Source organism: Microcoleus sp. T3_A4, from assembly GCF_036700465.1.
Lineage (GTDB): Bacteria > Cyanobacteriota > Cyanobacteriia > Cyanobacteriales > Microcoleaceae > Microcoleus.
In genome coordinates this window covers 42,833-69,571 of record NZ_JAUBOY010000028.1, presented here as the reverse complement: position 1 = coordinate 69,571, position 26,739 = coordinate 42,833, and the positions used below count along the sequence as shown (strand labels likewise).

Here is a 26,739-nt window from a genome sequence, read left to right as displayed (position 1 = left end):
AGCCCTCGATGTACTGAGTAAAAACACTCCGTCTTGCCGATGAATCGGCCGCCAATTTCCGAAATCGAAGGGACAACGAACAAGGAACAAGGAATTTTTTATTAAAATTTACACATAAAAAAATTAGTCAATTCTGCCGAATGCCTTCTACATAAGAGCCTTAAACCTTCATTTGACGATCTATCTAAAGTTAGATAAAATAATTCATGTTTTATGATTAGCAGCTTTGAGAAAATCTTAAGCAGCTTTGTATAGTAGGCAACACTATCGCTAGAGTGTTTATTGTTACCTTAGATACGTAGAAACCAAATAATTAGAGGGATCGAGAAATTGGAAGTTTTTGAACGAGCACAACAACTGCAAAGGCCCTCAACCCGAATGGCTGCTGTCGAGTCTTTTTCCAAAAAAGCGAGTATTGCAGTAATGGCGATCGGCTGTACAGTCATTTTGGGTTGGATATTCGATCTGCAACTCTTAAAAAGCATTCTGCCCGGACTCGTGACGATGAAAGCCAATACTGCGGTCTGCTTTATTTTGGGCGGGTTTTCTCTATTCATCCAACAGATCCGGCGCGCCAAATTAACAGCAAGAAAGCCTCAAAAAAATTACAAAAATTTAATTTTAGTATCCTCATTTTTAATTATATTAATTAGCCTATTAACCCTAGTTCAATATAGCTTTAATTTAGACTTAGGCATCGACCAACTGCTATTTAAAGAAAGTTACACATTGACAATTACCGGAACACCCGGACGCATGGCGCCGAATACTGCTGCTGCTTTTTTATTCCTGGGAACAGCGCTGCTGCTGCTGTCAGAACGTCGGCCTAAATACCTGCGAATTCAAATCTTAAGCTGTTCAGCATTGTTAATTGCATTTACGGGTTTGATAGGCTATTTCTACGACAAAGCTTTATTTTACCAAATTGGCAATAATACAGGGATGGCTTTGCACACCTCCGCAGCATTTATGTTGCTGAGCTTTGGCATTTTATTTGCCAGTCCAGAGCGAGGATTGATAGCAGTAATGACGAGCGATCGCGCGGGCGGCATCATGGCGAGGCGCTTGTTGCCACGGGCAATCATTATCCCGCCTTTAGTCGGTTATTTCATCCTATTGGGAGATCGGTTACAAGCCTACACGCCGGAGGTAGGGATATCGCTATTAAGCGTATTGAACGTGATTATTTTTACAGTTCTGATTTGGCAGAATGCCAAAACTCTCTGCAGCGCAGACCGGAAGCGCTATCGAGCGGAACTGGGACTGAGGAAAGCTAAATTAGACTTAGAAAATCAAGTTGAGAAACGGACTATCCAACTGCAAATCACCAACGAGCAATTGCAGCAGCAAATTTTCGACTCTCAAACAACAAAGCAGGCGCTTCAAAAAAACTACAACCTGTTGATGGCAGTCATCAACAGTACGCCCGCAGCCCTATTTGTCAAAGATATTCAGGGTCGTTACTTAATGCTTAATGCTGCGGGAGCCAGTATAATTGGCAAGTCTGTAGACGACATTATCGGCAGAGATGACAGCGAGTTATTTCCGCCGGAAATCGCGGGCAATATTAGGAAAACTGATCGCCCAATTATGGCAGCGGGAACAACGGAAGCCATCGAAGAAGAGCTGCCAGTTAAAGGAAATTTGCGGACATTTCTTTCTACAAAAAGTGCTTACCGGGACGGGTTAGGCAAGATTAGCGGTATAGTTACCATCGCGCGGGATATTACTGAAAGCAAAAAAGCCGAAATCGCCAACAGAAGTCTGGCAGCAATTCTGGAAGCAACCCCCGATTTTGTAGGTACTTACAACATCGAAGGACGCGCCATTTACATTAACAAAGCCGGCAGAAAAATGGTGGGTATAGGCGAAAACGAAGATATATCCAAGCGACAAGTTCTAGAATTCACGGCAGCGTCAGACTACAGCACTTTGAAACAAGCGATCGCCACCGCTGTTTCCGAAGGCTTTTGGAGCGGAGAAACAGCCTTCGTGTCAGCATCGGGACTCGAAATTCCCGTCAGCCAAGTCATCATCTCCCACTCCTCACCGGACGACCAACTCACATACATTTCGACGATCGCCCGCGACATCAGTGATCGCAAACACGCTGAAAAAGCCCTGCAACTGTCTCAAGCTCGTTTCGCCGGCATTGTAGAAATTGCCGACGACGCGATTATTTCCGTGGATGCTGAGCAAAAAATTATCTTGTTCAACCAAGGTGCAGAAAAGATTTTCGGGTGGACGGCTGCTGAGGCGATCGGGCAATCCCTGAGCCTGCTGTTGCCCGAAGCTTTTGCCACCCCTCAGAGTCACCTCGTCAGCAATTTCGGCGACAACGTTCAACAAGCCCGAACAATGGGCAACCGCAAAGAAATTTTCGCCCGCCGCCGAGACGGTACGGAATTTCCCGCCGAAGCTTCTATTTCCCAACTCGAAGTGGCAGGCGAAATCATATTCACAACTATTTTGCGCGACGTGACAGCCAGCCGAGAAGCCGAAGAATCTGTGCGTCTGAGCGAGGAAAGATATCGATCGCTGGCAATGGCTACCGCACAGATGGTTTGGACGACCAACCCTAGTGGAATCTTCGACAAGCCTCAGCCTGATTGGATAGCTTATACGGGCATGAGTTGGAAAGAGAAGGACAACTGGATAGAAGCAGTGCACCCAGAAGACCGCGATCGCACCATTCAAGCTTGGATGGGGGCCATAGAAACAAAAAGTCTCTACGAAGTCGAGCATCGGTTGCGGGCAGCAGACGGCAGCTACAGACACTTCTGGGTCCGGGGCGTCCCCCTTTTGGCAGCCGACGGCAGCATTCGCGAGTGGGTGGGAACTCACACCGATATTAGCGATCGAGTCCAAGTTTTGGAAGCACTCCAGCAGTCGGAGGGACAGTATCGATCGCAAGCAGCCGAACTCGAAAAAGCTCTCCAAGAGTTGCACCAAGCTCAAACTCAACTCATCCAAACCGAAAAAATCTCTTCTCTCGGGCAGCTAGTCGCCGGCGTCGCCCACGAAATTAACAATCCGATTAACTTCATTTACGGCAACATCACCCACGCCAGCCAATACGCCACAGACTTGCTCGGTTTGCTCCAGCTTTACCAAGAAAAATACCCAAATCCCGTCCCAGAAATTGTAGAAGCAGCCGAAGATATTGAAGTTGATTACTTAATGGAAGACTTTACGAAGATTTTGGAATCAATGAAAGTTGGAGCCGATCGCATCCGCGACTTAGTTGTATCCTTACGCAACTTTTCCAGACTCGACGAATCGCAGATGAAGCGAGTAGACATTCACGAAGGAATCGAAAGCACTTTGCTAATTTTGCAGCACCGGATCAAAGCTAATGTACTTCGTCCCGCTATTGAGATTATCAAAGAATACGGAGATTTTCCCAAAGTCGAGTGCTATGTAGGTCAGCTAAATCAAGTATTTATGAATCTTTTAGGAAATGCGATCGACGCCCTCGAAGAGTACAACAGCACTCATTCTTCAAAAGAAATATATTCTCACCACAACAGAATTCGGATTAGCACCAGTGCGAATTCCGAGACAGTAACAATTCGGATTGCCGACAACGGCATGGGAATCAATCAAGAAGTTATTAGCAAGTTGTTCGACCCATTTTTTACTACTAAACCCGTCGGCAAAGGCACAGGCTTGGGACTGTCAATCAGCTATCAGATTATAGTTGAAAAACACCGAGGCAAATTGCAGTGTATTTCCACGCCTGGGGAAGGTGCAGAGTTTGTCATCGAGATTCCCATTTGCCAACAAGTATCAGCGCTGGCTACCGAAAACACCAAGGAAATGGTCATTAGTCATGAGTCATTAGTCATGAGTCATTAGTCATGAGTTTCAGGGCTCACCCATCGGGGGGGCTAGAAACCCGGTTTCTACGAGTTTTGCCTTTAGTGAGGAGAAATATAGGAAGAAACCGGGTTTCTGAGGTAGCGAGTGCATCCAGGAGTTGGATTTGGAACTCCTAGTCTGAAAACCTTGATTTTCACGAATGCCGGTACTCTCGCTTTCTCGATCGCCCTAAATCGAAATAATTCTTTACAATAACAAAGTAACAATCCAATTAACTTTGACAAAATCCCTTGAAAATGCCTGTAAACCAACTTTCTCCAACCACAGCCTCCACGGAAACACCGACACTCGACTTTGACATAGCCATCGTCGGAGGCGGCATAGTCGGGGCCACCTTAGCCAGCGCGTTAAAAGATTCTGGCTTAAAAATAGCAATAATTGAAACCCAACTCCCCGCAGCAGCCGCCGCCAAAAAACAAGCCTATGCAATCACCCTGCTATCAGGAATGATCTTAGAAGGTATCGGCGTGTGGCAGCAAATCTTGCCGCAAATCACCACCTTCGAGCAAATTAGCCTCTGCGACGGCGACTATCCCGGTGTCGTCGAATTCCACCGCCCGGATTTGGGAAATACTGGCAAATTGCCCGTACCAAAAGCAGCTTTAGGTTACGTTGGCGAGCACCGAGTCATGCTGTCAGCTTTGCAAGAATCTTTGGCAAAAAACCCGAATTTTAGTTGGGTTTGTCCGGCGGAAGTAGTGGAGGTAAAATATTTAACCGATTGCGCCGAAATAGAAGTCAAACAAAACGGCGAAACTCGGACAATTCGCACCAAATTATTAGTCGCCGCCGACGGTTCGCGATCGCGCATCCGCACCGAAGCCAACATCAGCACTCGCGGCTGGAAATACTGGCAATCCTGCGTTGCTATCACTATTAAAGCAGAAAAACCGCACAATGATATCGCTTTTGAGCGCTTTTGGCCGAGCGGCCCGATGGGAGTTTTACCATTACCTGGCAACCGCTGTCAAGTAGTTTGGACAGCACCGCACGCGGAAGCAAAAGCTTTGCAACAAATGGATGAAAAAGAGTTTTTGACATTGTTGGAACAGCGCACGGGCGGGCTTTTGGGGCGTTTAGAATTGGAGAGCGATCGCTTTTTGTTTCCGGTGCAGTTAATGCAGAGCGATCGCTACGTTTTGCCCAGATTAGCACTAATTGGCGACGCGGCCCACTGCTGCCATCCCGTCGGCGGCCAAGGATTAAATATGGGCATTCGAGACGCTGGGGCGATCGCCCAAATCTTGCAGCAAGCGCACCAAAAAGGCGAAGACATCGGCGACTTGCGAGTATTGAAACGGTATCACAACTGGCGCAAAAAAGAGAATTTAATCGTGCTAGGATTTACCGATTTTCTAGACAGATTATTTTCTAATACTTGGCTGCCAATTGTAGCATTTCGCCGCTTTGGATTGTGGTGTTTGCGGACAATTCCCCCAGTGAGGTTTTTAGCCTTGCGCTTGATGACTGGTTTAATGGGCCGGCCGCCAGAATTAGCGCAAAATTAGGTTTGTACACCCACCCACCATCAAAGAAACCGGGTTTTTTTCCAAATCTTTGCACTGTCACCAAGTCTGTCGCAAAAACCCGGTTTCTGGCCACCCGTGGTTCCAAGACTAAACTAAATTCATGGATGAATGGTATATAATTAAGATAGAACAGAGCTATGAGTGGAATTGACCGTGAAATTACTCTAGAAACTCGAACCACTCTCATTGATAAACATCTCCCCGGAACCCAAAAAGCCCAAAGTGAATTTGAAAGCGAAGGAATCGTCCATCTCTTTAATGATAGAGAAACAATGGAAAGAGTGGCCGCAGAAATTAAGCTAAGAGGGGAACGCACAGGAGAGGACGATGTAGAGGACAATTATGAACGCTATGGATTGTACTTTTCAGAACCAATTGGTTATATACTGAAAGCAGACGGTACTCAGATACCACTAAATTACGGTGAAATAAAGATTAAAAAAACTACCGGTAAATACCATGTCATACCTCGCACAAGACCCCGCACAAGCTACTAAAATTAGTCAAGAATCAGAGCAAGAGACTGAGTGGGAGTTTGCGGAAATCTGGGCCGATACTCTGATATCTCCGCCTTATATCCTGATGTTAGTCAAGGAAATTTCCGGGAAATTTTGCATTCACAACCCGGCCCAAAATTATAAAGTTATTTTTACCACTGACAATTACGAATCTGCTAAAATGTGGCTACTAGAGGATGAATATGAGCGTTTGAATAGTCGGATTTTACGAGAAGTATAAAATAAAGTGGTGTCGCCACATCCGCCAGGGGTTAAAACCCCTGGCTAATAGCGAAAGTCGGTTGAAACCGACTGAAAATCCGAGATAAAAATGAAAAACTCTTTAGTCCTCTTCAGGGGACTTTTGCTATGAGACAGGGGTTTCAACCCCTGGCGGACTATCGGGCTAACCGAGGTTTTTCGCCACTTGCACCATCAAAGAAACCGGGTTTTTTCCTCAATCTTGGCAATGTTACGAAGTTGGTCGCAAAAACGCGGTACAATGATCGACTCAGCTCGAAACCAGCCCTGACGGTAATAGAAAAACCATGCAGCCCGAACAAGAACAAGAAATTCTCAACCTGCGCGATCGCCAATTAACGCCCAAACAAATTGCCCGAAAGTTAGGATTGAAAGCATCCGAAGTCAGTACCTTTCTTCAATCTCATGCAGAACAAACAGCCCTCGCTAGCGCCGAAAAAGGAGAGTTATTGCCCGTTGCTCAATGTCTCGTGGATGTAAATTTTGCGAAGGTATTGTTGGGGAATGAAACCTCTGAAACGAGCGGTTTGGGTTTAGTGGTTGTTACCCGTTCCAAGGGATACAATCGTTTTGTTACAGCCTCTTATTTGATCGACTACTGGTGTTTGGGAGTTAAGGATGTCATCCCGCCACGTAACTGCAACGATAGCCAATATAAAAATTTCGTTCAGCTTTCTTACTCGCAGTTTATGCAAGAGTACGAGGAGATTAGTTTAGAGCAAGCACAAGCCCTGGTTTGGGGTGCGATCGCTTATGCCAAAACATTAGGCTTTGAACCGCATCGCGATTTCGAGCAGTCGAAGGCTCATTTAGGAGAATCAACCAGCGAAATTGGCTTGAAATTCGGTCGCAATGGAAAACATTGTTATATTGAAGGGCCTCACGATAATACAAGGAAAATTATCAATACGCTTAAAAACTCTGTGGGAGAGGGTAATTTCGATTACTTGTTCGGGATGGGGTAGAAATTGATACGGGGGAGCGTCAACCGCCAAACCACCAATCATGGTAAAATAAACATCGGTGTTACTGACAACTCCCCACAATGGAAGAAACCCGCGCCCAAGTTTATCTGCAACTGATTCAGACACTGCTGACTTGTCCCAACGGTGAGGAACCGCAGATTTTACAGGCTAACTTAGAATTGGTAGATTCGGGGTTTCTGCAAGTTTGCGAGGTAGTAGCAGAAAATCTGGCAGAGGAAGGACAGGAAAATGACGCTAATTTTTTACGGAATTTGGCCAGTCAGCTAGGGCAATTCTTGGGGATGAATGATGACGGAGATAGCGAGAACTCTGAAGGTGAAAATCCCCAAGAGTATGCAAACTTTATCCTAGACTTATTGCAAGCCGAACAAGATAGCAACAGCGATATTAAAGTAATTTACCCCATGCTGGCCGGGCGGCAACATCTCCTCAATGACCGTTTTGCAGAGATTTTACAGCAAGTGGTCCCGAATTTAATTGCCGAACATCCCGAAGCAATTGAAGTTATTCTCGGCCTCATTGGAAACTTGAGCATTCATATTAATGACTTTCCGCTGGGGAAGAGAGCGAATAATCTTGAAATTGCCATTACTGGTTATCAAATACTTTTAAATAATTCGGAACCGGGAAGCGAAAAATGGGCTCAGACGCAAAATAATCTGGCAACAGCCTACGGTGAGAGAATCAGGGGAGAGAAAGCTCAGAATATCGAACTGGCGATCGCATCTTACACTGCTGCATTATCCGTCTACACCCGCGAAGCTTTTCCCGAATATTGGGCAACGACGCAAAATAATCTGGCAAATGCCTACTGTGACAGAATCAGGGGAGAGAAAGCAGAGAATATCGAACTGGCGATCGCATCTTGCACTGCTGCATTATCCGTCCGCACCCGCGAAGCTCTTCCCGAATATTGGGCTATGACGCAAAATAATCTGGCAACAGCCTACAGTGACAGAATCAGGGGAGAGAAAGCACAGAATATCGAAGTTGCGATCGCATCATACACTGCTGCATTATCCGTCTACACCCGCGATGCCTTTCCCGAAAAATGGGCTCAGACGCAAAATAATCTGGCAATTGCCTACCGTAACAGAATCAGGGGAGAGAAAGCAGAGAATATCGAACGGGCGATCGCATCATACACTGCTGCATTAACCGTCTACACCCGCGATGCCTTTCCCGAAAAATGGGCTCAGACGCAAAATAATCTGGCAATTGCCTACAGTTACAGAATCAGGGGAGAGAAAGCAGAGAATATCGAACGGGCGATCGCAGCGTTAAACTGCGCTTTACAGATTTCACCTGACAACCATGAACTTTGGCACAACCAGGGTATTGCTTTGGAAAATTTGGGTAGATATAAAGAAGCGATTAATAGTTATGAAAGATATTTAAACATCCAACAAATGATTGGAGATATACAAGGAAAAGCTAATGCTCTAAACAGCTTAGGGAGCGTTTACTATAAATCTGGAAAATACGAAGATGCAATCGAATTTTATAAGCAATCTCTAGAAATTGCAAGAGAGATAGACAATAGACCAGAGGAAGCTACTGCTCTAGGCAATTTAGGCAATATTTACTACAGATTAGGTCAATACGAAAGGGCAATTGAATTTCATCAGCAATCTCTAGCAATTGCACGAGAGATAGCCAATAGACCAGAGGAAGCTACTGCTCTAGGCAATTTAGGCAACATTTATTACGTATTATGCCAATACCAAAGGGCGATTGAATTTTATCAGCAGTCTCTAGTAATTGCAAGAGAGATGGGTGATAGACAAGGGGAAGCAACTTCTCTGAATAATTTGGGAAACATCTACTCTGACAACATACTAGGTGAACGTTCGGATAATTTAGAGAGCGCAATTGATTTTTATACAGCCGCATTAGATATAGGAAAATTAGATGATTCTCCCGATCGGACTAATCTAGCAGCTAGTCTCAACAACTTAGCAAGTTCATACGAGGCACTAGGAAGTTATGACAAAGCCGAGCAACTTTACCTCGAAGCACTAAAAATTGTTCAAAAAAGCTTACCCTCTGAACATCCCCAGTTAGCTAGCAACCTCAATAACTTAGCTAATTTGTACATGAAGCAGGGACGTTACCATGAAGCAGAGCCACTCTACCATGAAGGACTGGCAATTGTTCAAAAGAGTTTAGGTACTGAACATCCCCAATTAGCTACCAACCTCAATAACTTAGCTAATTTGTACATCCAGCAGAGACGTTACGATGAAGCCGAGCTACTTTATGTAAAAGCCCTGGAAATTGCCCAGAAAAGCTTACCACCTGACCATCCTCAATTAGCCACCCATCTGAATAATTTAGCTAATTTGTATAGAGAACAGGGACGCTACAGCAAAGCTGATGCTCTCATCGAACTCAAAACACTTTGATTATCCACAGTAAAGCCAGCTCAATAGTGTATAGTTCAAAGAAATTGAAAAGCAAATATGACAGATCCTATTTACATAAACACATCCATATCTATAGACTATAAGCAACTAGAAGCTCTGGCAGATAATAGCTATAAATTAAGTGTTTTTCATCTCCAAGAGTCTTACTTACCTGATGTTGATAGAATTAAATGCTTAAAAGATGCCGATCGGGCTATTAAAATTAGCCTTAATGTGAAAGACTTGCTGCGTGATCTTTGCCCTGACGATCAATCTAAAAGAGATTTTGACAAAAATAATAATCCTTTCCTCGTTCACAAAATTAAAATTTCCTTGCAAGAACAAAATTTTGGTGAAGCATTAGAATTTCTTGAACGTAGCAAAGCCCGTGTTTTAGCAGAGCGTATCAATGAGCGCAATCAAGAAAAATATCAACATATTACCTTTGAAAAAGTTAAAGGTTTGGTTGATAATTATACAGCAATTTTAGAGTGGTTTATATTCGATAAAGATTGTCTGGGTGTATTTATAGTTTTACCAAAAGAAGATCGCCCAAAATGTATACTTTATCCCGATAGAAATTTGCAGATGTTAGAAAGCTGGGCGGATGCCTATCACAAAAGTTATTATACCCAAGGCTCAGAATGGCGAGATAAATTAAAACAACGCATTATCAACCTCGGCAGTATCCTTCAATTAGAAACTATTATCCGTGACCACCTCCCAAACAGCATTACCAACCTAATCCTGATTCCCCACCGCTACTTGCACCTGTTCCCTCTCCACGCGATCCCGGTTAGTCCGGAAATTTGGCAGCGCTTTCACCCCAACAACCAAGATTGCCCCCTGAATCCCTGTCTCGTTGACTGCTTCGATAATGGAGTTTCCTACGCCCCCAGTTGTCAGCTATTGCACCAAGTCCAAAAATACAAACGGGGTAAATTCGAGCGATTCTTCGCCATTCAAGACCCCAAAAATAACTTGAAGGCTGCGAAAATGGAAGTACAAAGCATCAAAAACATTTTCCCCACGCCAGAAATTTTTGCTAAACAAGATGCCAAAAAAGGCGAAAAATCAGAGTCAAAATTAGAAATAGCCGAAAAAGTCGCCGACAGCCATCATCTGTTCTTTTCCTGTCACGGTTCCTTCGACCCCAACGAACCGCTAAAATCGGGTTTACAACTATATGATGGTACTCTCACCCTAGAAGAAATCATCCGCTATTTCAACCTCAGTGAATGCAGCTTAGTCACCCTTTCCGCCTGCGAAACCGGACGAGTCCAACTCGACAACACCGACGAATACATCAGCCTCACCAGCGGTTTCCTACTAGCTGGTAGTCCCAGTTTATACGTCAGCCTGTGGTCAGTACACCCCCTTTCCACAGCGATTTTACTGATCAAAACCTACGAAAACCTCTACCGCCACCCCGGTAAATTCGCCCTAGCATTAAGCCAAGCCCAAATCTGGATGCGAGACACCGACATCCAAGGCTTCCTCGACTGGACAAACCAATGTCACCTCCTAGACACTGAGTGGCGAGGAACCTTACAATGCTACTTGGAAAAGGACAAAGCAACTCAAGGAGCCTGTGCTAAAATCTATCAAAATCCCTTTCATTGGGCCGGCTTCTGTGCGGCTGGCAAAGGAGAGCAACATGACTAATAGCAGCAGCCAAATAGAAATTTTCCACCAATTAATTCAATCAGATTTATTTTTTTACTGGAGATATACCCTAGCTGCTCTCAAAGCTGAATTAACAGACAATGATGACAACAATGTCGAAATTATTGAAAATTGGCTGCAAGATAAGCCAGAAATTAAGTTTGAGTACAACGCTAACGTGATGAGATTAGAGGAATTTAAATTACCCAATAAGGGGCAATCACCCACTAAGCCGGGACAGCAAAGTCAAATTTTGAAAAACACCCTAGAAAATATGACGATAGCTCCTGACAAACCTCCTGAAGCAAATCAAGATACGCCGTCTTCTCCATGAAAAATTTTAGTATCAGTGTTTGTTATTTCCATCTCAATCAAACTTTAGCTGAACCTCCCGATCGAGTTTCACCTAAAGCAGATTTTATTTGGGAAAATCTGATTAAACTAAGTGAAAAACTGGCTTTTACTGAACTCAAACATTTAAAATCTCAATTAGTTTGCTACGAATTTGATGAAGTATCCACTTTCAAACATCAGACAAAAACCTTAAATTTAATCAATCAATGGCTAACCAAAGAACAACACCCGATCGCACTTACTGCGATTCACCAAAATCAATTAGCGATTAGCGGTAGCCTGGCACCCTTTTTATTTCATGATACCTACGCTTTCGATCTAACTTTATCTCCCGCCGATGATGAGCGAGATGTCGTAGCAGCAGAAATCGATTTATTTGAACCTAGCAGCCTTTTCTTAGAATGTTCGGAAAACACTCTTGGTGAAACCCTCTGGCTTTACGGACAAACAGAAATACCTGATACAGAATGTCAAGGCGTAGCTGATGAATTAGTGAGAAATCTGCTAAAAAACACTAACTTTACATTTGAATTAGTCGCTCAAGGTAACTTGCTCAAAGTTCCCCTATTTGAATATGAAATTAGCCAACCAAATCAACGCAATAAACTCTATCGGATTTTAGTTTGGATCGACAATCAAGGGATATCTCCAGATGTAAAGCCTGTTTATGACTATTTATTTTGCTCACTCTTGACTCGCCACAAAATAGAATATGTCTACCCACAAGGGCGAGAAAGTTATCAAAAAGCCCGAAAAATTTATAGCGAACTAGAAGCAAAAATTAAAGAATTCAAGCAAGATTTGCCTTTAGAAGAACTGCAAAAACTTCTCGAATCAATGCCAGAACTATCTATGCAGTATCAACGGCAACTGCGAAATCTGCAAGCGCATTATACCACAATCAAAACCAATCAGCTCAACTATCAAACTTACTTACAAAAATTCTGGCAACCGGGCGATATTCCCAGTTGGCGAGAGTTTGGCGAAAATACCTGCAAGCGCTATCTCGACCAAATAGAAACCTACCTCAGTTATATCCAGCCGGGTAAAGACTTGATCGGCGAATTTATCAATACATTGCGGGGTTTGGTGGAAATAGAACAAGCCAAGTCCGATCGCCAACTGCAACAAACTTTACAAAATAAGGAGAATGAAGAAAAAGATCGCGATCGCAATTTACAAAACACGATTCAAGCAGTCGGTACCGGCATCGGTGTCGGAGTCGGCTTTGCCGGAATCTTAGCAGCAGGCTACCCCTTAATCGAAAAACCTTGGGATTTCCCTTCTCCCCAACATCCTCTGCTACCGCCGCATCCCTTCATTATTGCCCTTGTACTTAGTTGTTTATCCGGTGGAGGCTTGGGATGGTTGGCTTGGTTTTTCACTAAACGCTACCTCAATCGTAAATCATCCAATCAGCAGACAAGTTTACCTAGTCCCCAAAATCAACTTCCCTCTGGGGATGTGTAATCGCCCTCTGCTTTCTTTGTTAATTACATTTTCGCAGTCATATTCTCGCGACTTACTGATAAATTTGTTTACTCTTTGACAACATCCATCAACTCCTCAATCAAAACATCGAGGGTGCGAGCTATTTTTTGAATTGATGTGATATCAACCGTTGCTAGACCTTCCAAACGAGCATAGTGCCTGACTGTGCTGTACGGAACCTCGGATCGATCGGCAACATCCTTTAGCGTCCATCCTTTTTCCTCAGCCAACTCTCGGATTCGGAACCAAACTAACCCCATTCTACTTGACAAACGATAAGTATCTATGTTTTTAATTCAAACACAATTGTCGATCGACAGTTAAACAGTATTTTGTATGGTGCGGATCTGTCAGAAGTTCGATCGCACTTGAGGATATCTGATGAATCTGCACCCTACGGTACTCGATCGACTTTCTAGAAAAACCACTCAATATAAAACAACTGCCGACAGCAAAAACTGTCAACAGTTGTTTTATATATTCAATGCGGATGGCGAGACTCGAACTCGCAAGGACATATTGCCACACGCACCTCAAGCGTGCGCGTATACCAATTCCGCCACATCCGCTCTTTCTAGCAATCTCCGGGATTTTTGCGTTACCAGTTAAAGATTCACAGGTTGAGGTTCCTGGCATTTAACTTGTGACTTGCCCTTTGACACCGCCGATTTACAATCATAGCACCACTACCAGCCAAATGTAAAATAAATTTTTGTGAACAATTTCTGGAAAACGATTATCCAGAACATACCGAAAGGCATTATTGTACAGAATATTGAGTGAATTAAGCAGCGAAGATGGGGTTCTCGAAAATTTTAATCGCTAATCGGGGAGAAATAGCTCTCCGCATATTGCGGACCTGCGAGGAAATGGGGATTGCCACGGTCGCCGTACACTCCACCGTAGATAAACACGCCTTGCACGTCCAGTTGGCAGACGAAGCCGTTTGCATCGGCCCCCCCACCAGCAGCAAAAGCTATTTAAACATCCCCAACATCATCGCGGCTGCCCTGACGCGCAACGCAGCAGCCATTCACCCCGGTTACGGCTTCCTCGCCGAAAACGCCCGATTTGCCGAAATCTGCGCCGACCATCAAATTACCTTCATCGGCCCGTCTCCGGCAGCCATGCGGGCGATGGGCGACAAATCTACCGCCAAAGAAACCATGCAGCGGGTGAAAGTCCCCACTGTTCCCGGTAGCGACGGATTGCTGGCAGACGATCGCGAAGCTTTGTCGATCGCCCGCGACATCGGCTATCCTGTGATGATCAAAGCCACAGCCGGCGGTGGAGGCCGGGGGATGAGGTTAGTTAGAGAAGCATCCGAACTCCCCAAACTATTCTCAGCAGCCCAAGGCGAAGCCGACGCAGCCTTCGGCAACCCCGGACTTTACCTCGAAAAATTCATCGAAAAACCCCGGCACATCGAAATCCAAATCCTCGCCGACAACTACGGTAACGTCATCCACCTCGGCGAGAGAGATTGTTCGATTCAGCGCCGACACCAGAAACTCCTCGAAGAAGCCCCCAGCCCCGCCCTCAGCCAGAAACTGCGAGATCAAATGGGTCACGCCGCCATTGCCGCCGCCAAATCCATCAACTACACGGGTGCGGGTACTGTCGAATTTTTACTTGACAAATCGGGCAAGTTCTACTTCATGGAAATGAACACCCGCATCCAAGTAGAACATCCCGTCACCGAGATGATTACAGGCCTCGACTTGATAGCCGAACAAATCCGCATCGCCCAAGGAGAAAAACTGCAAATCAAGCAAAACCAAGTAGTTCTCAACGGCCACGCGATCGAGTGTCGCATCAATGCTGAAGACCCCGATCGCAATTTCCGACCCCACCCCGGCATAATCAGCGGTTATTTGCCTCCCGGTGGCCCCGGCGTGCGGATGGACTCTCACGTTTACACCGATTACGAAATACCCGCTTACTACGATTCTTTAATCGGTAAAGTAATTGTATGGGGGCGCGATCGACCGACAGCCATCCGCAGGATGAAACGGGCATTGCGGGAATGCGCCATCACGGGCGTTCCTACCACCCTTAGCTTCCACCAAAAAATTCTCGATTCCCCCGAGTTTCTCAGCGGCGAAGTTTACACCAATTTTGTCGAACAGTTCTTGAACCAAAACAGTCATTAGTCAGTTGGCAGTTGGCAGTTGGTAGTTGGCAGTTGGCAGTTGGCAGTTGGTGGCAACTAATCCATGCCCGATGCCCGATGCCCGATGCCCGATGCCCGCCAACTGACTCTTACATCATCATTGTCAGGATTCCTTGCTGACCGAGAATCATTTCTCGCAGCAAGCTACAGATACCCACCCAAATAATCGGCGTAATGTCCACCCCGCCGATCGGCGGTACAATCTTTCTAGTTACGGCTAAAAAAGGTTCCGTCGGCCAAGCAATCAGACTCAACGGCAACTTGCTCAGGTTCACCTCGGGATACCAAGTCAGGACGATCCGAAAAATAAACAGCAAGGTCATCACGACTAGGACAGAGCCCAGAATCCAACTTGCAACGGTAATACCAGTCATGGGTCTTATCTCGAAATTTTAAGTTTTGTTAAGTCTGCTGTTCATAATTTTAACCGTTTCACAGGTGCGATCGAAAGTATAAAATTAATAAAAATCAAATTGTTGTAACAAAGGCTTTGAATCTATGACTCCTTCTCTCGCGAACTTTTTGTACAGCCTGCTGGTGGGCGTGACAGTGGTAGTGATTCCAGCAACGATCGCCCTGATCTTCATCAGCCAAAAAGACAAAATCAAGCGCACCTAAAAAGTCCGCAGGTCTTTAAGTCCGGCGTGAAACTCAATTTTCGCCTGCACGTCGGGCATTTCCCCGATCCGAGAAACCTCGGCTGCCAGCAACTGTCAAGGCAAAACCTTCAGTTGACTGCCAAGCTGAGGTTTTTTCCCGTTAAACTCATTATTATACTCACTTCCCAAGCTGAAACCCTGACCGGACGCTGCCCCAGAAAGCACAGTCGGGCTGACAGACTTAATGATAGATGTAAAATCTAACTCGCTAACATAGGAAAGACATAGGAGATAGGCTAATGGTCAATTTAGGATTGAACTGGAGCAGCCTGTTAGGGATTATCCTAGCAGTAGCAGGGGCAGGACTGTATTTTCTGCGATCGTGGCGTCCCAAACTAGCCCGAGACCACGATATTTTTTTTGCAGCAGTCGGCCTGCTGTGCGGCGGTATTCTGTTATTTCAAGGATGGCGGCTTGACCCAATTCTGGCATTCGGTCAATTTCTGCTCAGCGGTACCGCCATATTTTTTGCAACAGAAAGCATCAAGCTGCGAGGAGCGACCACAGCCCAAGCCAAAACTCGCGCCCAATACGTAGATGAAGACCGACCGGTCAGCAACGCTTACGGTTACGACGGCTACGATGCCGAAATGGAACAGCTAGAACCAGAGGAAGACTATCCGCAGCGTCCCCGGATTAGAGGCAGCCAAGACTACCGTTCCTCTCGGGAAGCCTACGACGACGAACCCCGCCGCCGCCCCTCGAATCGCAACGGCAGCATTAACACCTCCAGGCCCGACTCGCCCGATCGATCCTCGCGCAAACGTCCCTCTCGCCCAGAAGCCCCGCCTGCCCAAGAGTCTGACAACTGGGACGTGTCAGACACCCCCGAAGAAAGACCGACCCGCAGCCGCAGCAGTCGCCCCCCAGCTTCGGAAAACCGCAGTTCCGATACGCCGCCGAGAACCAAAAAACCCCGTCCTACGGAATCATCCAGGTCTCGCCCCAGCAACCGCGACGTGGAAGCACCCCCGTCAGATTACGTGGAGTATCGACCTGTAGAATACCCGGAAGACCAACCGGATAATTCCCCCAGTTTCGACAAATAGGCAAACACTAAGTAGATGGGTGAAACTAAACATTTCTCGTGCCCGCAGGCAAAAAAATAAATTGCGTTTATTGATGCCCATCTACTTATTCTCAGATATGAAAGTGATTAAAAAGACTGTAAAGTGCGAGGGTGAAATCCCAGACAAACAGAGAGATACACAACTAATATCAAATCCGTTAGCATCGGAATAGTAAATTTGAGTCAACAGTCAACAGTCAACATCATTCCGGTGTAACCGGAAATGATATAAAAGCTAATTTTTTTTTCAAAACATTTTTTAACCTACCGAATCTGTGGAACTAATCGACCGCATCATAATCTAAATATAAAATCCCAAATCTTAAATCAGCAAGATGCCATTACTCGAAATAGGAGATCCGGCTCCCTGGTTTTCCGTTCCTTCTACAAATAACCCCTTATTTCATTTCCCTACTGTTGGCGGTCGGCGAGTCGTGCTGTTTTTCTTTGCCAGCGCAGCTTTTGAACAAATCCAAGTTATCCTCAAAAGGTTTCAAGAGCTTTCAGAAGAATTCCAAAGCTTGCAAGTACCCAGGTTTGGAGTGAGCGTTGACCCAGCAGACAAAGAACAAAACAGACCAACAACAATTGCTCCGTCATTCATATTTTTCTGGGACTTAGACAAAAAAGTCAGTCAGCAGTACGGTGTTTTCCGAGAGGTCGAAGAAAATGGAGTTGCCGGAGTTCACTATTCACCCCAAACTTTTGTACTCAACGAAAACCTTCAGGTAATTAATATTTTGCCGATGGGCGAACCGCACCAACACGCCCAGCAAGTATTAGATTTTCTCAAAAGTTTGCCCCCAATTGAGGAAGCCCGATCAGCCACTCGCCACGCCCCGGTGTTGGTAATTCCTAATGTTTTGGACAAAGCCTCTTGCCGCAGTTTAATCGATATGTACAAAACTCACGGTGGCAGTCCTTCCGGCTTTATGAGGCAAGTGGAGGGGAAAACTCTTGGCATTCACGACGAGAATTTCAAGAAGCGCCGAGATTTCTTTATTGAAGACCCGAAGTTACAGCAGCGATTGAATTCGATTATTTTGCGCCGGGTGCGGCCGGAAGTAGAAAAAGCTTTTCAGTTTACAATTACCAGGTTTGAACGGTACTTGATAGGTTGTTACGATGCTGACAGCGGCGGTTATTTTCGCCCACACCGCGACAACACTAGCAAAGCTACCCTGCACCGCAGGTTTGCGATGACGCTAAACTTGAATGTGGGAGAGTACACGGGGGGATTTTTACGGTTTCCAGAGTACGCGCCGCACGGTTATAAAGGCGATTGTGGCACGGCGATTATTTTTTCGTGTTCTTTGCTGCATGAAGCGACGCCAGTGATTAGCGGCCAGCGCTTTGCTTTGCTGTCTTTTTTCTACGGCAATGAGGATGCTGCGGTACGACAAGCTAATTTTAAGTATTTAGCTGCTGATTCAGATTCCCGAATTGGAGAACCGGCGTGAGGAATGTCACTACCGTGGTGCAAGTCTTAAAATAATTAGAAAAGGTAGTTAGCGGTTAGCCACCAAACCTAATTCCTAGCTACCGATAGCTAAATAATAATCGATCGCCATGAATTTCAAACTTCTAAGTTTAGCAGTATCGGGAATTTTAACGGTTGGGGTTGCAACCAGCGCTACTGCGGTTGTTACGACATCCCCTGTGCGGCAATCAACAGATTTAACGGAATTTAACTCGGTGCATTCCCAGGGTGCGATCGCCCAAACTGTCGAAGAACAAACCAATATTCGAGTCTACGAAAAGGCTAGTCCGGCCGTTGTTACAGTCGATACAGATAAATCTAACGGCAGTGGCACAATTATCAGCCCCGACGGCATGGTGTTAACCAACGCCCACGTTGTTTCGGCAGGCGGTACCGTCAATATCATTTTGTCAGACGGCAGAAAACTTGTCGCCGATGTGGTCGGATTCGGGGAAGAAGGTCTAGACTTAGCCGTGGTTAAGATTCGCAATCAAAACAATTTGCCCACAATTCCTTTAGCCCGTCCCGGTTCGATAAAAGTCGGGCAACAAGCATTTGCGATCGGCAATCCATTCGGTCAATTTCAAGGTACTTTTACAGTCGGAATCGTCAGCCGCATCGACCAGCAGCGGGGCTTAATTCAAACCGACGCCGCCATCAATCCCGGCAATTCAGGAGGCCCGCTGCTAAATAGTTCAGGAGAATTAATCGGCGTCAATACTTCTATTTTTACTCGCGGTCGGGGTGGAGGTAATATCGGTATCGGTTTTGCAATTTCCGCAGACAAATTACCCGCTTTCCTGACAGCAGTGCGAGAAGGGCGGGCTCCCCGCGTGGCTCAAGCCCGATCGCCCTTTGGTGGCAACAAATCACCTCAAAAAGTTGCGTTAAACGGGCCCGCCGTTAGCGGCCTCCTCACCGAGAAGTCTAGCGTTCTGCCCACCGACAACAGCTTTTTTGATCTCTACTCGTTTGAGGGAAAAGCGGGCCAGCAAATCACAATAGAAATGAAAAGTCAAGAAATTGACCCTTATTTAATTTTGCTCGGGCCCAACCAGCGCGAAATCGCCCAAGACGATGACGGGGCAGGCAGTAAAGACGCCAGAATTACAGTCAGGCTGCCAGCAGACGGGACTTACACGTTAGTTGCAAATTCCTACCAAGCTAAGCAGTCAGGGGCTTATACGTTAGAACTGAAAGCGAGTGCTCCTACCGCGCCTTCTCGGGCGATTTTGCAAGAAGAAGGCGCTTTAGTCGCAGGCGGCCCAGTATTGCCGTCTGACAACAGTCTGTATCGAGAGTATACTTTTGAAGGTCGATCGGGTCAGTCTGTAGCCATTTCCCTCGAAAGTACAGATTTCGATCCCTATGTGGCCATCTTTGACCCTAACGGCCGATTAGTGGCAGAAAATGACGATGAGAGCGATTCGACTAAAAATGCGTTTCTGACCGTTACTTTGCCCGCTACGGGTCGCTATCGCGTAATTGTCAATGCTTACGATGCTGCGGGCCGGGGTCGTTATACTCTAACAGTCCGTTGAAAATTGGGCATTGGGCATTGGGCATTGGGCATTGAGCACTTGTGCTGAGCGAAGTCGAAGTATGGGGCATTGGGCATGGGTAGCACCTAACAAATAACTCATGACTACTGACTACTGACTACTGACTACTGACTACTGACTACTGACTACTGACTTCTTCCTTCCTTCTTCGTTGCAAACCGAGGTAATTCATGCGTCAAGTTAGATTGTGGGCGATCGCGCCAATTGCTCTGGTAGCTACTTTTTCTGGCAAGCCGACTGTCTCGCCGCCAGTTTCAAATTTAGGTGGAGTTGCTAACAGTAGTTCCACCCTCATTTCAGCAGAATTTCCTCAAAATTTAACTGATGGGAAGCCTGCTGAAAAGGGTGTTTTAGCTCAAGCAAGTCCCAACCCGTCGCCATCACCACAAAGTTCGCCAACTCAGAGCCCTACTCTAGAACCTCGGCCGAGTCCTGATGCGGGTTCATCTAAAATCATTTTAGAGCAAAACGGAGAACTCAGCCCTGCTAAGTCTTCTGTACTGCCCTCAGACAGCAGTTTGTACGACGAGTATACCTTTGAAGGCACTCAGGGTCAGAAAGTGATTATTACCGTAGAAAGTACCGAGTTTGATACTTATCTCGCTATTTTCAACTCCCAGGGCGAGCTACTTGGAGAAAATGATGATGCAACGCAGCAAAATTCCAATTCAGAGATTTCTGTTACCTTGTCTGCGAATGGTCGCTATCGCGTCATTGTCAATGCTTACGAGCCGCCTCCAAAAGGTAGAGGCAAGTACAGTTTGACCGTCCGTGAAACAACTGGAAATTAGTTTGAACGAAACTTGGGAGTCAGGGCACGGCAATGCCGTGTCCCTATAATTCAAGGACGATCGCACTACAAGCAACTACTATTAACTTGGGAAAATTATATGTTTGTATGCAACTATATATGTTATAATTTTGTACTTCTAATTTGATAAACTTTATTTTAAATAACTCTTAAGAATTAAATGGAAGCTGAAATATCGATAAATTTTCAGCTTCCATTTTTAATTGATTTTGATTAATTTAACGCAGGCCCAGCCAGGTAAAAAAATCCTGGCGGGTGAAGAATTCTAGCAGCAAAAGTCCCACGAACCCCACCATCGCAAATCGTCCGTTGATTTGTTCGGCGTAGGCATTCCATCCAAAGGCTGGTTCTGGTTTTGGGGTATTTGGGGTTGTCGGTTTTGGGGATGGAGGAGTTTTAGCAGTCATTTAAAAGTTTTGAGTTTCGTGTTTTGAGTGATGAATTTTGGGAAGCTTTGCGATCGCACAACTTGTAATTTACCAGGAAAAGGACAGCCGATCGCTAATCTGCCGACTTTTCTAAACTTTGAACCGATTCGATCAGATTTCGCACGGTTTCGGTACCTTCAGAAGGTTCAAAAAACAGCGGGAACTTGCCGCGAGCGATCATTCTCAAACCCAACGGGCCCAGACTCAGCAAACCTTTAACGTCGCGGAAGTAGTTTCCTACTACTTCGATCCCAAACTTGCGCTCATCTATCCAGCCGCCTTCTTTGACCAGATCGATTAAGACTTTGCGGTGGCGGATCGATCGACTGGCTTGATCATCTTTGCGATCGAGAATCTCTTGTTTAATCTTACCAATTTGATCCATCGGCGCAACTTCCATCGGACAAACCGAGTTGCAGTAGTAACAGCGGGTGCATCCCCAGACACCTGCGGTGCCTTCGTTGTATTTTTCGATCCGATTTTCGGTTTCGCTGTCGCGGGAGTCGGTGATCGTGCGGTAAGCTTTGGCGAGGGCGTGGGGGCCGACAAATTCCGGGTTGACTTCGCGGGCGTTGCACTCAGAATAGCACGCACCGCAGAGGATGCAGTTGCCGGTTTGGTCGAGTTTCGATCGCTCTTCTGGAGTTTGCAGAAATTCGCGTTCTGGAATTGCTCGCGAGGCGGTGCTGACATAGGGTTCAACTGCTTCTAGGTTGTCCCAAAAACTGCTCATGTCAACAACCAAATCTTTAATGACCGGCATATTTCCCATTGGGGCGACGGTGATTTCTGGGATGAAATCAGTAGGCATTTCTGCTGAGCTGGAAGCAGCTATTTTTTGCAGTCTTGCCAGTTCGCTGGCTACATTTTCTTTGCAAGCTAATGCTGAGCGACCGTTAATTCGCATAGAACAACTGCCGCAAATTGTATTGCGACAATTTTTGCGAAAAGCTAAAGTGCCGTCCTGTTCCCACTTAATACTGTTGAGGCAGTCTAGGATGGTATTGCTCTCTTCCACATCTAGGGTGTAAGTGTGAACCCGAGGAGCCTCGTTTTGATTTTGGCGCACTACATTAAAGCGGACTTTCATATTTTGAGTAAGGAATTTAGTGTCTATTTTAAGCTAAATTTTTGGCTTCTCTAGAAAGCTCTTTTTTTTTTAACAACTACCTAAAGTAAGAGATTTTTAAAATTTTATTATTGTTTGATAAACATCAATAATTCTCAAGTTATAAATCCTAAATTACCACTTTTTTAAGCGGATTTGTGAGCTATTAATTGGAGATAAAAGTAATTAATCGCTGCAATTCGCTAGTCGGAGGTGTGTGATGTCCAGCTTGTTTGTATTAACTTTCATGTTTTCCACACCGGCTTTTTGTCTGGGTCTGCTAAATCCTCAATGGGTGGGACTGGGAACTCGCAAGCGATCAACTGCCTTGTACGGCGGCTTGATGGCAGCTTCATTCGTTTTGCTTGGGGTTACAGCACCTAAGGCGCCACAACCAGTTTCATCGGGGCTGCTGGCCTCAACTGAATGGCCAGAATTTAGGGTAAGCGCACCTTTGCGCTGAAGGTAGCTGGGTATGCATTTCACTTTTTTGACACCATTACAAGAAATTTTACCAGGACTTACGCCCGGTTGGGGCGAGAAACTTAGTTTTTTAAGAAAAATACTTGGTTCTACTCATTTACTGCAATTAAAAATCCCGGTTTATAGGTGTCGGAGTGCGATCGCAAACTGTAGGGAAAAATCGTGGCTTTAGTAAGGAGAAAAACCCTAACAGGACTTATGCAAAAAAACAGGTTTTTTCCACAACTCGTCGCTTTTTGAATAAATATTGACGCAGAAACCGGGTTTTTGGTCTTTTAGTGTGCCCAGGACTGACTAAGAAACCCGGTTGCACCAGGGTTGGCTCTCCAACGTTCTAGTTTACTTCCTAAATCATAGGGATTTGTGAGTTTGCCTGCGGATAAATAAGGAAGTTAACTTCTCAGGACTTACACACAGAAATTAAATAAATCAGGTTCTTTAAACAGATATCCTTCGTGCTTCACCTCGGATTTTGGTAAAAGAAACCGGGTGTCTGCGTCCTGGATGACTTCTCTTTTTTACTGCTACTAAAAATCGCTATGTTTAATTTTTTCGTCTTCAGCTTTCTATTGTCTATCCCGGCCTTCTTTCTGGGTATTGTTAATCCGAAATGGGTGGGCGCACCAACCCGCAAGCGATCGATCGCGATGTACGGCGGGTTGATGGCGGCTTCGTTTGTGCTTGTTGGCGTCACCGCGCCCCCTCCGTCTCAGGAAGTTTCAGTGGCGCTTCCGGCCCCAAGCGATCCGCTAGTATCCTCTCAAACCGCTAAGCCGTCACTGCTTTCGGCAGTGCCGACATCCAAGCCGGAAGCTGTGAAAACGCCGACACCAAAACCGAAACCTGCCATTTCTACTGCCACACCTGCACTTGCCAAACCAGAGTCCGATCGCAAATTGCCATCTTCAGCCAAATCTGTTGAGCGAACCGCAGAGATTGCTCTTGATGCACAGCAGCCAAAGGAAGATACCAAGAAAGTTATTTATGAGTCTTCTAAAGAGAAGGTTAAAAGTGCCGATTTTCCGAGTTGCGTTAACTCGGATTGCAACTGTTCTGACTTTGCGACTCAAGCCGAAGCGCAGCGAGTGTTAGAGGCATATCCGGGCGATCCGTTTAAGCTCGATCGAGATCGAGACTCGATCGCTTGTGAAACGTTGCCTTAGATTTTATCTGCCAACAGCCTCGGTTAACGATCGAGGCTTTTTTGGGTGATTGTACGAATTGAAGAACGCAAATCGATCGGCTAAAATTGTCTAATTGTTGAGCTTGCGGTGCGGGTGCAGCTATGACTTACAGCTTGAGAATTGTCGATTTGCCAACGAGTGAACGGCCACGGGAACGGTTGATGGCCGGCGGCCCAAAAAGTTTGGCGACTGCGGAATTGATTGCGATTCTCCTGGGTACTGGTCAGGGACCCGGCAAACTTTCCGCCGTCGGGCTCGGACAGTATATTTTAAATCAGTTGAGTTTGCACCAACGTGATGCTCTGGCTGTGCTACGCACCATTAGCGTGCAGGAGTTGACGCAGATTCACGGGATTGGCCCTGCTAAGGCGACTTCGATTTTGGCTGCGGTGGAGTTGGGGAAGCGGGTATTTCAGTCGCGGCCGCCGGAAATGGCTGTGGTTGACTCTCCGCAAGCGGCGGCTGATGCCCTGAGTCAGGATTTGATGTGGCAGTCTCAGGAACGTTTTGCTGTGGTGCTGCTAGATGTGAAAAATCGGCTGCTGGGAACTCAGGTAATTACGATCGGCACAGCAACGGAAACTTTGGCTCACCCACGGGATATTTTTCGCGAGGTGATCCGCCAGGGGGCGACGCGGGCGATTATCTCGCACAATCACCCCTCCGGGATTGTGGAACCAAGCCCGGAGGATATTGCTTTGACGCGGCAGTTGCTGGCGGGAGCGCAGTTTTTGTCGATTCCGCTACTGGATCACTTGATTTTGGGGAATGGCGATTTTCGGAGCTTGCGGCAGACGACGACGCTTTGGGAGGAGTATCCCCAGGGCGATTGAACTCTTATACTTAACTAATTTCATTACTATCATTAGTTATTTGTATCTTTGGGGTCTCTGACGGCTGAATCAGCTCTGACAGCAGGCAAATTTTCCGGCTGGAGTCCCCCGCGAGAGCCTGTTTTGGCTGAATGTCGCTGCTGATACTTCGTTTCGAGCACAACTCGGTTAATCTAGTATAGGTAGGCTGAAGAGGTCGCTAATCCGATTTTTTTTGAGCATACTAAACGTATACTGAACCAGCACCTAAAGACCCACTTATTAAGAAATTATTAAATGGGATGTAAAATACACGGTGTGGTGATAGGAGGAGAACTGTGTTTCTGAGACTTGCAGAACAACACCGTAAATTCGTTCAAGATTTGGTAATGAACCTCCAAGCTTTAGCGATCGTGCTAGAGCATCGGGGTTATCTGGCATCCTGCTACACTTGCGGGGGTCAGATGAACAGTGCCTCATTTATGGTCAGTTTGACGGACAACCATCTGATTCGATTTTTAGTGTCAGATTACGGTATCACTTGGACTGAGATGCGGGACGACCGCGAACTCATGAAACTAGAAGGTGCAGAAGCGATTAATCAGTTACAAGAACTGGCAAATCTCGTAAAGTATCAAATCCAACCTTCGGAAGCTACTTTAGCGACGGCCCAGTGAGTGTAGCGATTGCACGGTTCCGAGGAAGGCGACAACGAAAGTGGCTGCTTGTCTGCTAAAACCGAATCCCCAGCGAGTTAGTTGAGAGGGTTCATTTAGGTGCACAGCGATGGCTGCTCAACAGACAAGGGTGCTATCAGGGTACCTTCAGACGGTTTAGCGCTCAGTCGATCGAAGTGAGCCTGGGCAGACGGCATACTTTATGCCAGAAGTCTCAAACTTGGAACCTCTAGTTTTTTTCAGCAGTTGATTCTCCCTTGAGAGCGATTAGCAAAATTGAGAAGTGCGACGGCTCGTCGGCTGCGATGTTAATTTCTCACTTTGGCATTCAAAAGTCAAGGAATTGAAATTAACTTTAAGCAGGCAGGTAAAATTTAACATCCAGAGTGAGGATGAGGCTGTGAAGATTGGGCAAAAGGCAGCCCACGGGGTGTGATGTGCGGGCGAATGGCGTTTATTTTTGCTCTTAGATTTAGCCTATCAGGCTAATAATTAACTTGAAGCAGCATCACTGCTGTAAAACATCTCACAGCCGGCTTGGGCCGGCTAAGTTTTGCGTATATCTAGGCTTCTAGCCAATGTTTGGCTTTTAGGTTAAACGGCTCTTGGAAGTGTACGCTCGCACTTGCTAAACTAATTTTATAATACTTTAATGATTAGTCCTAAAATATTTATCGCCCAGTTTGGAGTCTGCATCAAATGGTAAATTTAAGCGAACTACTAGAACCCATCGCCAGTCAATTTCGCAGTCTGGGAATTCCCGAACCAATTACCCATTGGGGACACCCTGTAATGATGGGAATAGTGGTTGTGGCGATGGGCAGTTTTGTCGGGTATACGGGATGGCAGGGACGTTTGGCCGCCGATAAAGATGTCGCACTCAAAAGTCGCTCGGATCACCGCAAGCTTGCACCGTGGATGTTTCTGTTTCTAGCTTTGGGCTATACAGGCGGCTTGCTGTCGCTGGTGATGCAGCACCAGCCAGTCATGGAAAGTCCGCATTTTTGGACGGGTTCGGCAGTGCTGGTTTTGCTGGCTGTTGGCAGCTTGATTTCGCTGACTGGTTTTGGAGGCAATAAGCTGGCACTGCGCGCGGTTCACGCTTATTTAGGCACGACGGCCCTTGCACTTATGGTGCTGCACGCGGCTTTCGGTTTAAAATTGGGGCTGTCTATTTAGAAGAGGAAGAGGAAGGGGAACGGGAAGGGAAAGAATGTAAGGAA

At 46.0% G+C, this 26,739-nt stretch carries 24 protein-coding genes and 1 tRNA gene; 19 read left to right on the top strand and 6 right to left on the bottom strand.

The features are described 5' to 3' along the window. Positions 1-330 precede the first annotated feature (330 nt). From QUA07_RS17055 to QUA07_RS17015, 9 genes are all read left to right on the top strand, one after another. Positions 331-3,858, top strand: coding sequence for a PAS domain S-box protein (locus QUA07_RS17055; RefSeq protein ID WP_333327084.1), 3,528 nt, complete (start codon positions 331-333; stop codon positions 3,856-3,858). A 260-nt stretch (positions 3,859-4,118) separates the two neighbouring features. Continuing rightward, on the top strand, positions 4,119-5,390 hold the full coding sequence (locus QUA07_RS17050; RefSeq protein ID WP_333327082.1) for an FAD-dependent hydroxylase: 1,272 nt from the start codon (positions 4,119-4,121) through the stop codon (positions 5,388-5,390). Between the two features lie 158 nt (positions 5,391-5,548). Next, positions 5,549-5,908, top strand: coding sequence for a DUF6972 family protein (locus QUA07_RS17045; protein WP_333327080.1), 360 nt, complete (start codon positions 5,549-5,551; stop codon positions 5,906-5,908). Beyond that, positions 5,871-6,149: a hypothetical protein gene (locus tag QUA07_RS17040; protein WP_333327078.1), complete on the top strand. Its 279-nt coding sequence runs from the start codon at positions 5,871-5,873 to the stop codon at positions 6,147-6,149. Before QUA07_RS17045 ends, QUA07_RS17040 begins: the two co-directional genes overlap by 38 nt. Positions 6,150-6,456: 307 nt before the next feature. After that, positions 6,457-7,134 carry a DNA-binding response regulator gene (locus QUA07_RS17035; RefSeq protein WP_333327076.1) on the top strand — a complete coding sequence of 226 codons (678 nt, stop codon included), beginning with the start codon at positions 6,457-6,459 and terminating at the stop codon, positions 7,132-7,134. A gap of 80 nt (positions 7,135-7,214) precedes the next feature. Then, positions 7,215-9,560, top strand: coding sequence for a tetratricopeptide repeat protein (locus tag QUA07_RS17030; protein ID WP_333327074.1), 2,346 nt, complete (start codon positions 7,215-7,217; stop codon positions 9,558-9,560). Between the two features lie 57 nt (positions 9,561-9,617). After that, on the top strand, positions 9,618-11,225 hold the full coding sequence (locus QUA07_RS17025; RefSeq protein WP_333327072.1) for a CHAT domain-containing protein: 1,608 nt from the start codon (positions 9,618-9,620) through the stop codon (positions 11,223-11,225). Further along, complete coding sequence (locus QUA07_RS17020) at positions 11,218-11,559, top strand: hypothetical protein (protein WP_333327070.1); 342 nt, start codon at positions 11,218-11,220, stop codon at positions 11,557-11,559. The genes QUA07_RS17025 and QUA07_RS17020 overlap by 8 nt, the downstream gene beginning before the upstream one ends. Beyond that, positions 11,556-13,049, top strand: coding sequence for a hypothetical protein (locus tag QUA07_RS17015; protein WP_333327066.1), 1,494 nt, complete (start codon positions 11,556-11,558; stop codon positions 13,047-13,049). Before QUA07_RS17020 ends, QUA07_RS17015 begins: the two co-directional genes overlap by 4 nt. Positions 13,050-13,117: 68 nt before the next feature. Here QUA07_RS17015 and QUA07_RS17010 read toward each other — a convergent pair whose 3' ends face one another. Both QUA07_RS17010 and QUA07_RS17005 read right to left on the bottom strand, forming a co-directional pair. Continuing rightward, the gene (locus QUA07_RS17010; RefSeq protein ID WP_333327064.1) at positions 13,118-13,330 is read right to left on the bottom strand and encodes a helix-turn-helix transcriptional regulator; all 213 of its coding nucleotides are present in this window, start codon (positions 13,328-13,330) and stop codon (positions 13,118-13,120) included. Between the two features lie 225 nt (positions 13,331-13,555). Beyond that, positions 13,556-13,639: transfer RNA gene (locus QUA07_RS17005), tRNA-Leu, on the bottom strand. A 228-nt stretch (positions 13,640-13,867) separates the two neighbouring features. On the opposite strand from QUA07_RS17005, the gene accC reads away from it, so the two are divergent. Beyond that, positions 13,868-15,223, top strand: a complete 1,356-nt coding sequence (gene accC, locus QUA07_RS17000; RefSeq protein WP_333327062.1) for an acetyl-CoA carboxylase biotin carboxylase subunit — start codon at positions 13,868-13,870, stop codon at positions 15,221-15,223. A 109-nt stretch (positions 15,224-15,332) separates the two neighbouring features. Here the strand turns inward: accC and QUA07_RS16995 are convergent, their stop codons facing one another. Further along, positions 15,333-15,617: a YggT family protein gene (locus tag QUA07_RS16995; RefSeq protein WP_190736140.1), complete on the bottom strand. Its 285-nt coding sequence runs from the start codon at positions 15,615-15,617 to the stop codon at positions 15,333-15,335. Between the two features lie 124 nt (positions 15,618-15,741). Between QUA07_RS16995 and psbX the strand changes: the two genes are divergently transcribed. The 5 genes from psbX (at position 15,742) to QUA07_RS16970 (ending at position 20,804) form a co-directional block, all read left to right on the top strand. Further along, positions 15,742-15,861 (top strand): photosystem II reaction center X protein, encoded by a 120-nt coding sequence (gene psbX / locus QUA07_RS16990; RefSeq protein ID WP_333041933.1) that lies wholly within the window; start codon positions 15,742-15,744, stop codon positions 15,859-15,861. Between the two features lie 280 nt (positions 15,862-16,141). Next, positions 16,142-16,951, top strand: coding sequence for a Ycf66 family protein (locus QUA07_RS16985; RefSeq protein WP_333327060.1), 810 nt, complete (start codon positions 16,142-16,144; stop codon positions 16,949-16,951). A gap of 355 nt (positions 16,952-17,306) precedes the next feature. Next, positions 17,307-18,431, top strand: coding sequence for a redoxin domain-containing protein (locus QUA07_RS16980; RefSeq protein ID WP_333327058.1), 1,125 nt, complete (start codon positions 17,307-17,309; stop codon positions 18,429-18,431). A 109-nt stretch (positions 18,432-18,540) separates the two neighbouring features. Next, a complete protein-coding gene (locus QUA07_RS16975; protein ID WP_333327056.1) occupies positions 18,541-19,992 on the top strand; it encodes a trypsin-like peptidase domain-containing protein in 1,452 nt (483 codons plus the stop codon). Between the two features lie 191 nt (positions 19,993-20,183). Next, positions 20,184-20,804: a pre-peptidase C-terminal domain-containing protein gene (locus QUA07_RS16970; RefSeq protein WP_333327054.1), complete on the top strand. Its 621-nt coding sequence runs from the start codon at positions 20,184-20,186 to the stop codon at positions 20,802-20,804. A gap of 238 nt (positions 20,805-21,042) precedes the next feature. Here the strand turns inward: QUA07_RS16970 and QUA07_RS16965 are convergent, their stop codons facing one another. Next, positions 21,043-21,231 (bottom strand): chlorophyll a/b-binding protein, encoded by a 189-nt coding sequence (locus QUA07_RS16965; protein ID WP_333051883.1) that lies wholly within the window; start codon positions 21,229-21,231, stop codon positions 21,043-21,045. 94 nt (positions 21,232-21,325) lie between these two features. Continuing rightward, positions 21,326-22,342, bottom strand: coding sequence for a succinate dehydrogenase/fumarate reductase iron-sulfur subunit (locus QUA07_RS16960; RefSeq protein WP_333327052.1), 1,017 nt, complete (start codon positions 22,340-22,342; stop codon positions 21,326-21,328). A gap of 1,040 nt (positions 22,343-23,382) precedes the next feature. Between QUA07_RS16960 and QUA07_RS16955 the strand changes: the two genes are divergently transcribed. Together QUA07_RS16955 and radC are read left to right on the top strand one after the other, a co-directional pair. Next, on the top strand, positions 23,383-24,006 hold the full coding sequence (locus QUA07_RS16955) for an excalibur calcium-binding domain-containing protein (RefSeq protein WP_333327050.1): 624 nt from the start codon (positions 23,383-23,385) through the stop codon (positions 24,004-24,006). A gap of 122 nt (positions 24,007-24,128) precedes the next feature. Beyond that, a complete protein-coding gene (gene radC, locus QUA07_RS16950; RefSeq protein ID WP_333213130.1) occupies positions 24,129-24,860 on the top strand; it encodes a RadC family protein in 732 nt (243 codons plus the stop codon). Positions 24,861-24,892: 32 nt separating this feature from the next. On the opposite strand, the gene QUA07_RS16945 is transcribed toward radC, so the two are convergent. Continuing rightward, positions 24,893-25,021: a hypothetical protein gene (locus QUA07_RS16945; RefSeq protein ID WP_333327048.1), complete on the bottom strand. Its 129-nt coding sequence runs from the start codon at positions 25,019-25,021 to the stop codon at positions 24,893-24,895. Between the two features lie 156 nt (positions 25,022-25,177). Between QUA07_RS16945 and QUA07_RS16940 the strand changes: the two genes are divergently transcribed. Together QUA07_RS16940 and QUA07_RS16935 are read left to right on the top strand one after the other, a co-directional pair. After that, positions 25,178-25,516, top strand: coding sequence for a DUF1815 family protein (locus tag QUA07_RS16940; RefSeq protein WP_015176985.1), 339 nt, complete (start codon positions 25,178-25,180; stop codon positions 25,514-25,516). A 699-nt stretch (positions 25,517-26,215) separates the two neighbouring features. After that, complete coding sequence (locus QUA07_RS16935; RefSeq protein ID WP_333044165.1) at positions 26,216-26,695, top strand: DUF4079 domain-containing protein; 480 nt, start codon at positions 26,216-26,218, stop codon at positions 26,693-26,695. The last annotated feature ends 44 nt before the right edge of the window (positions 26,696-26,739 follow it).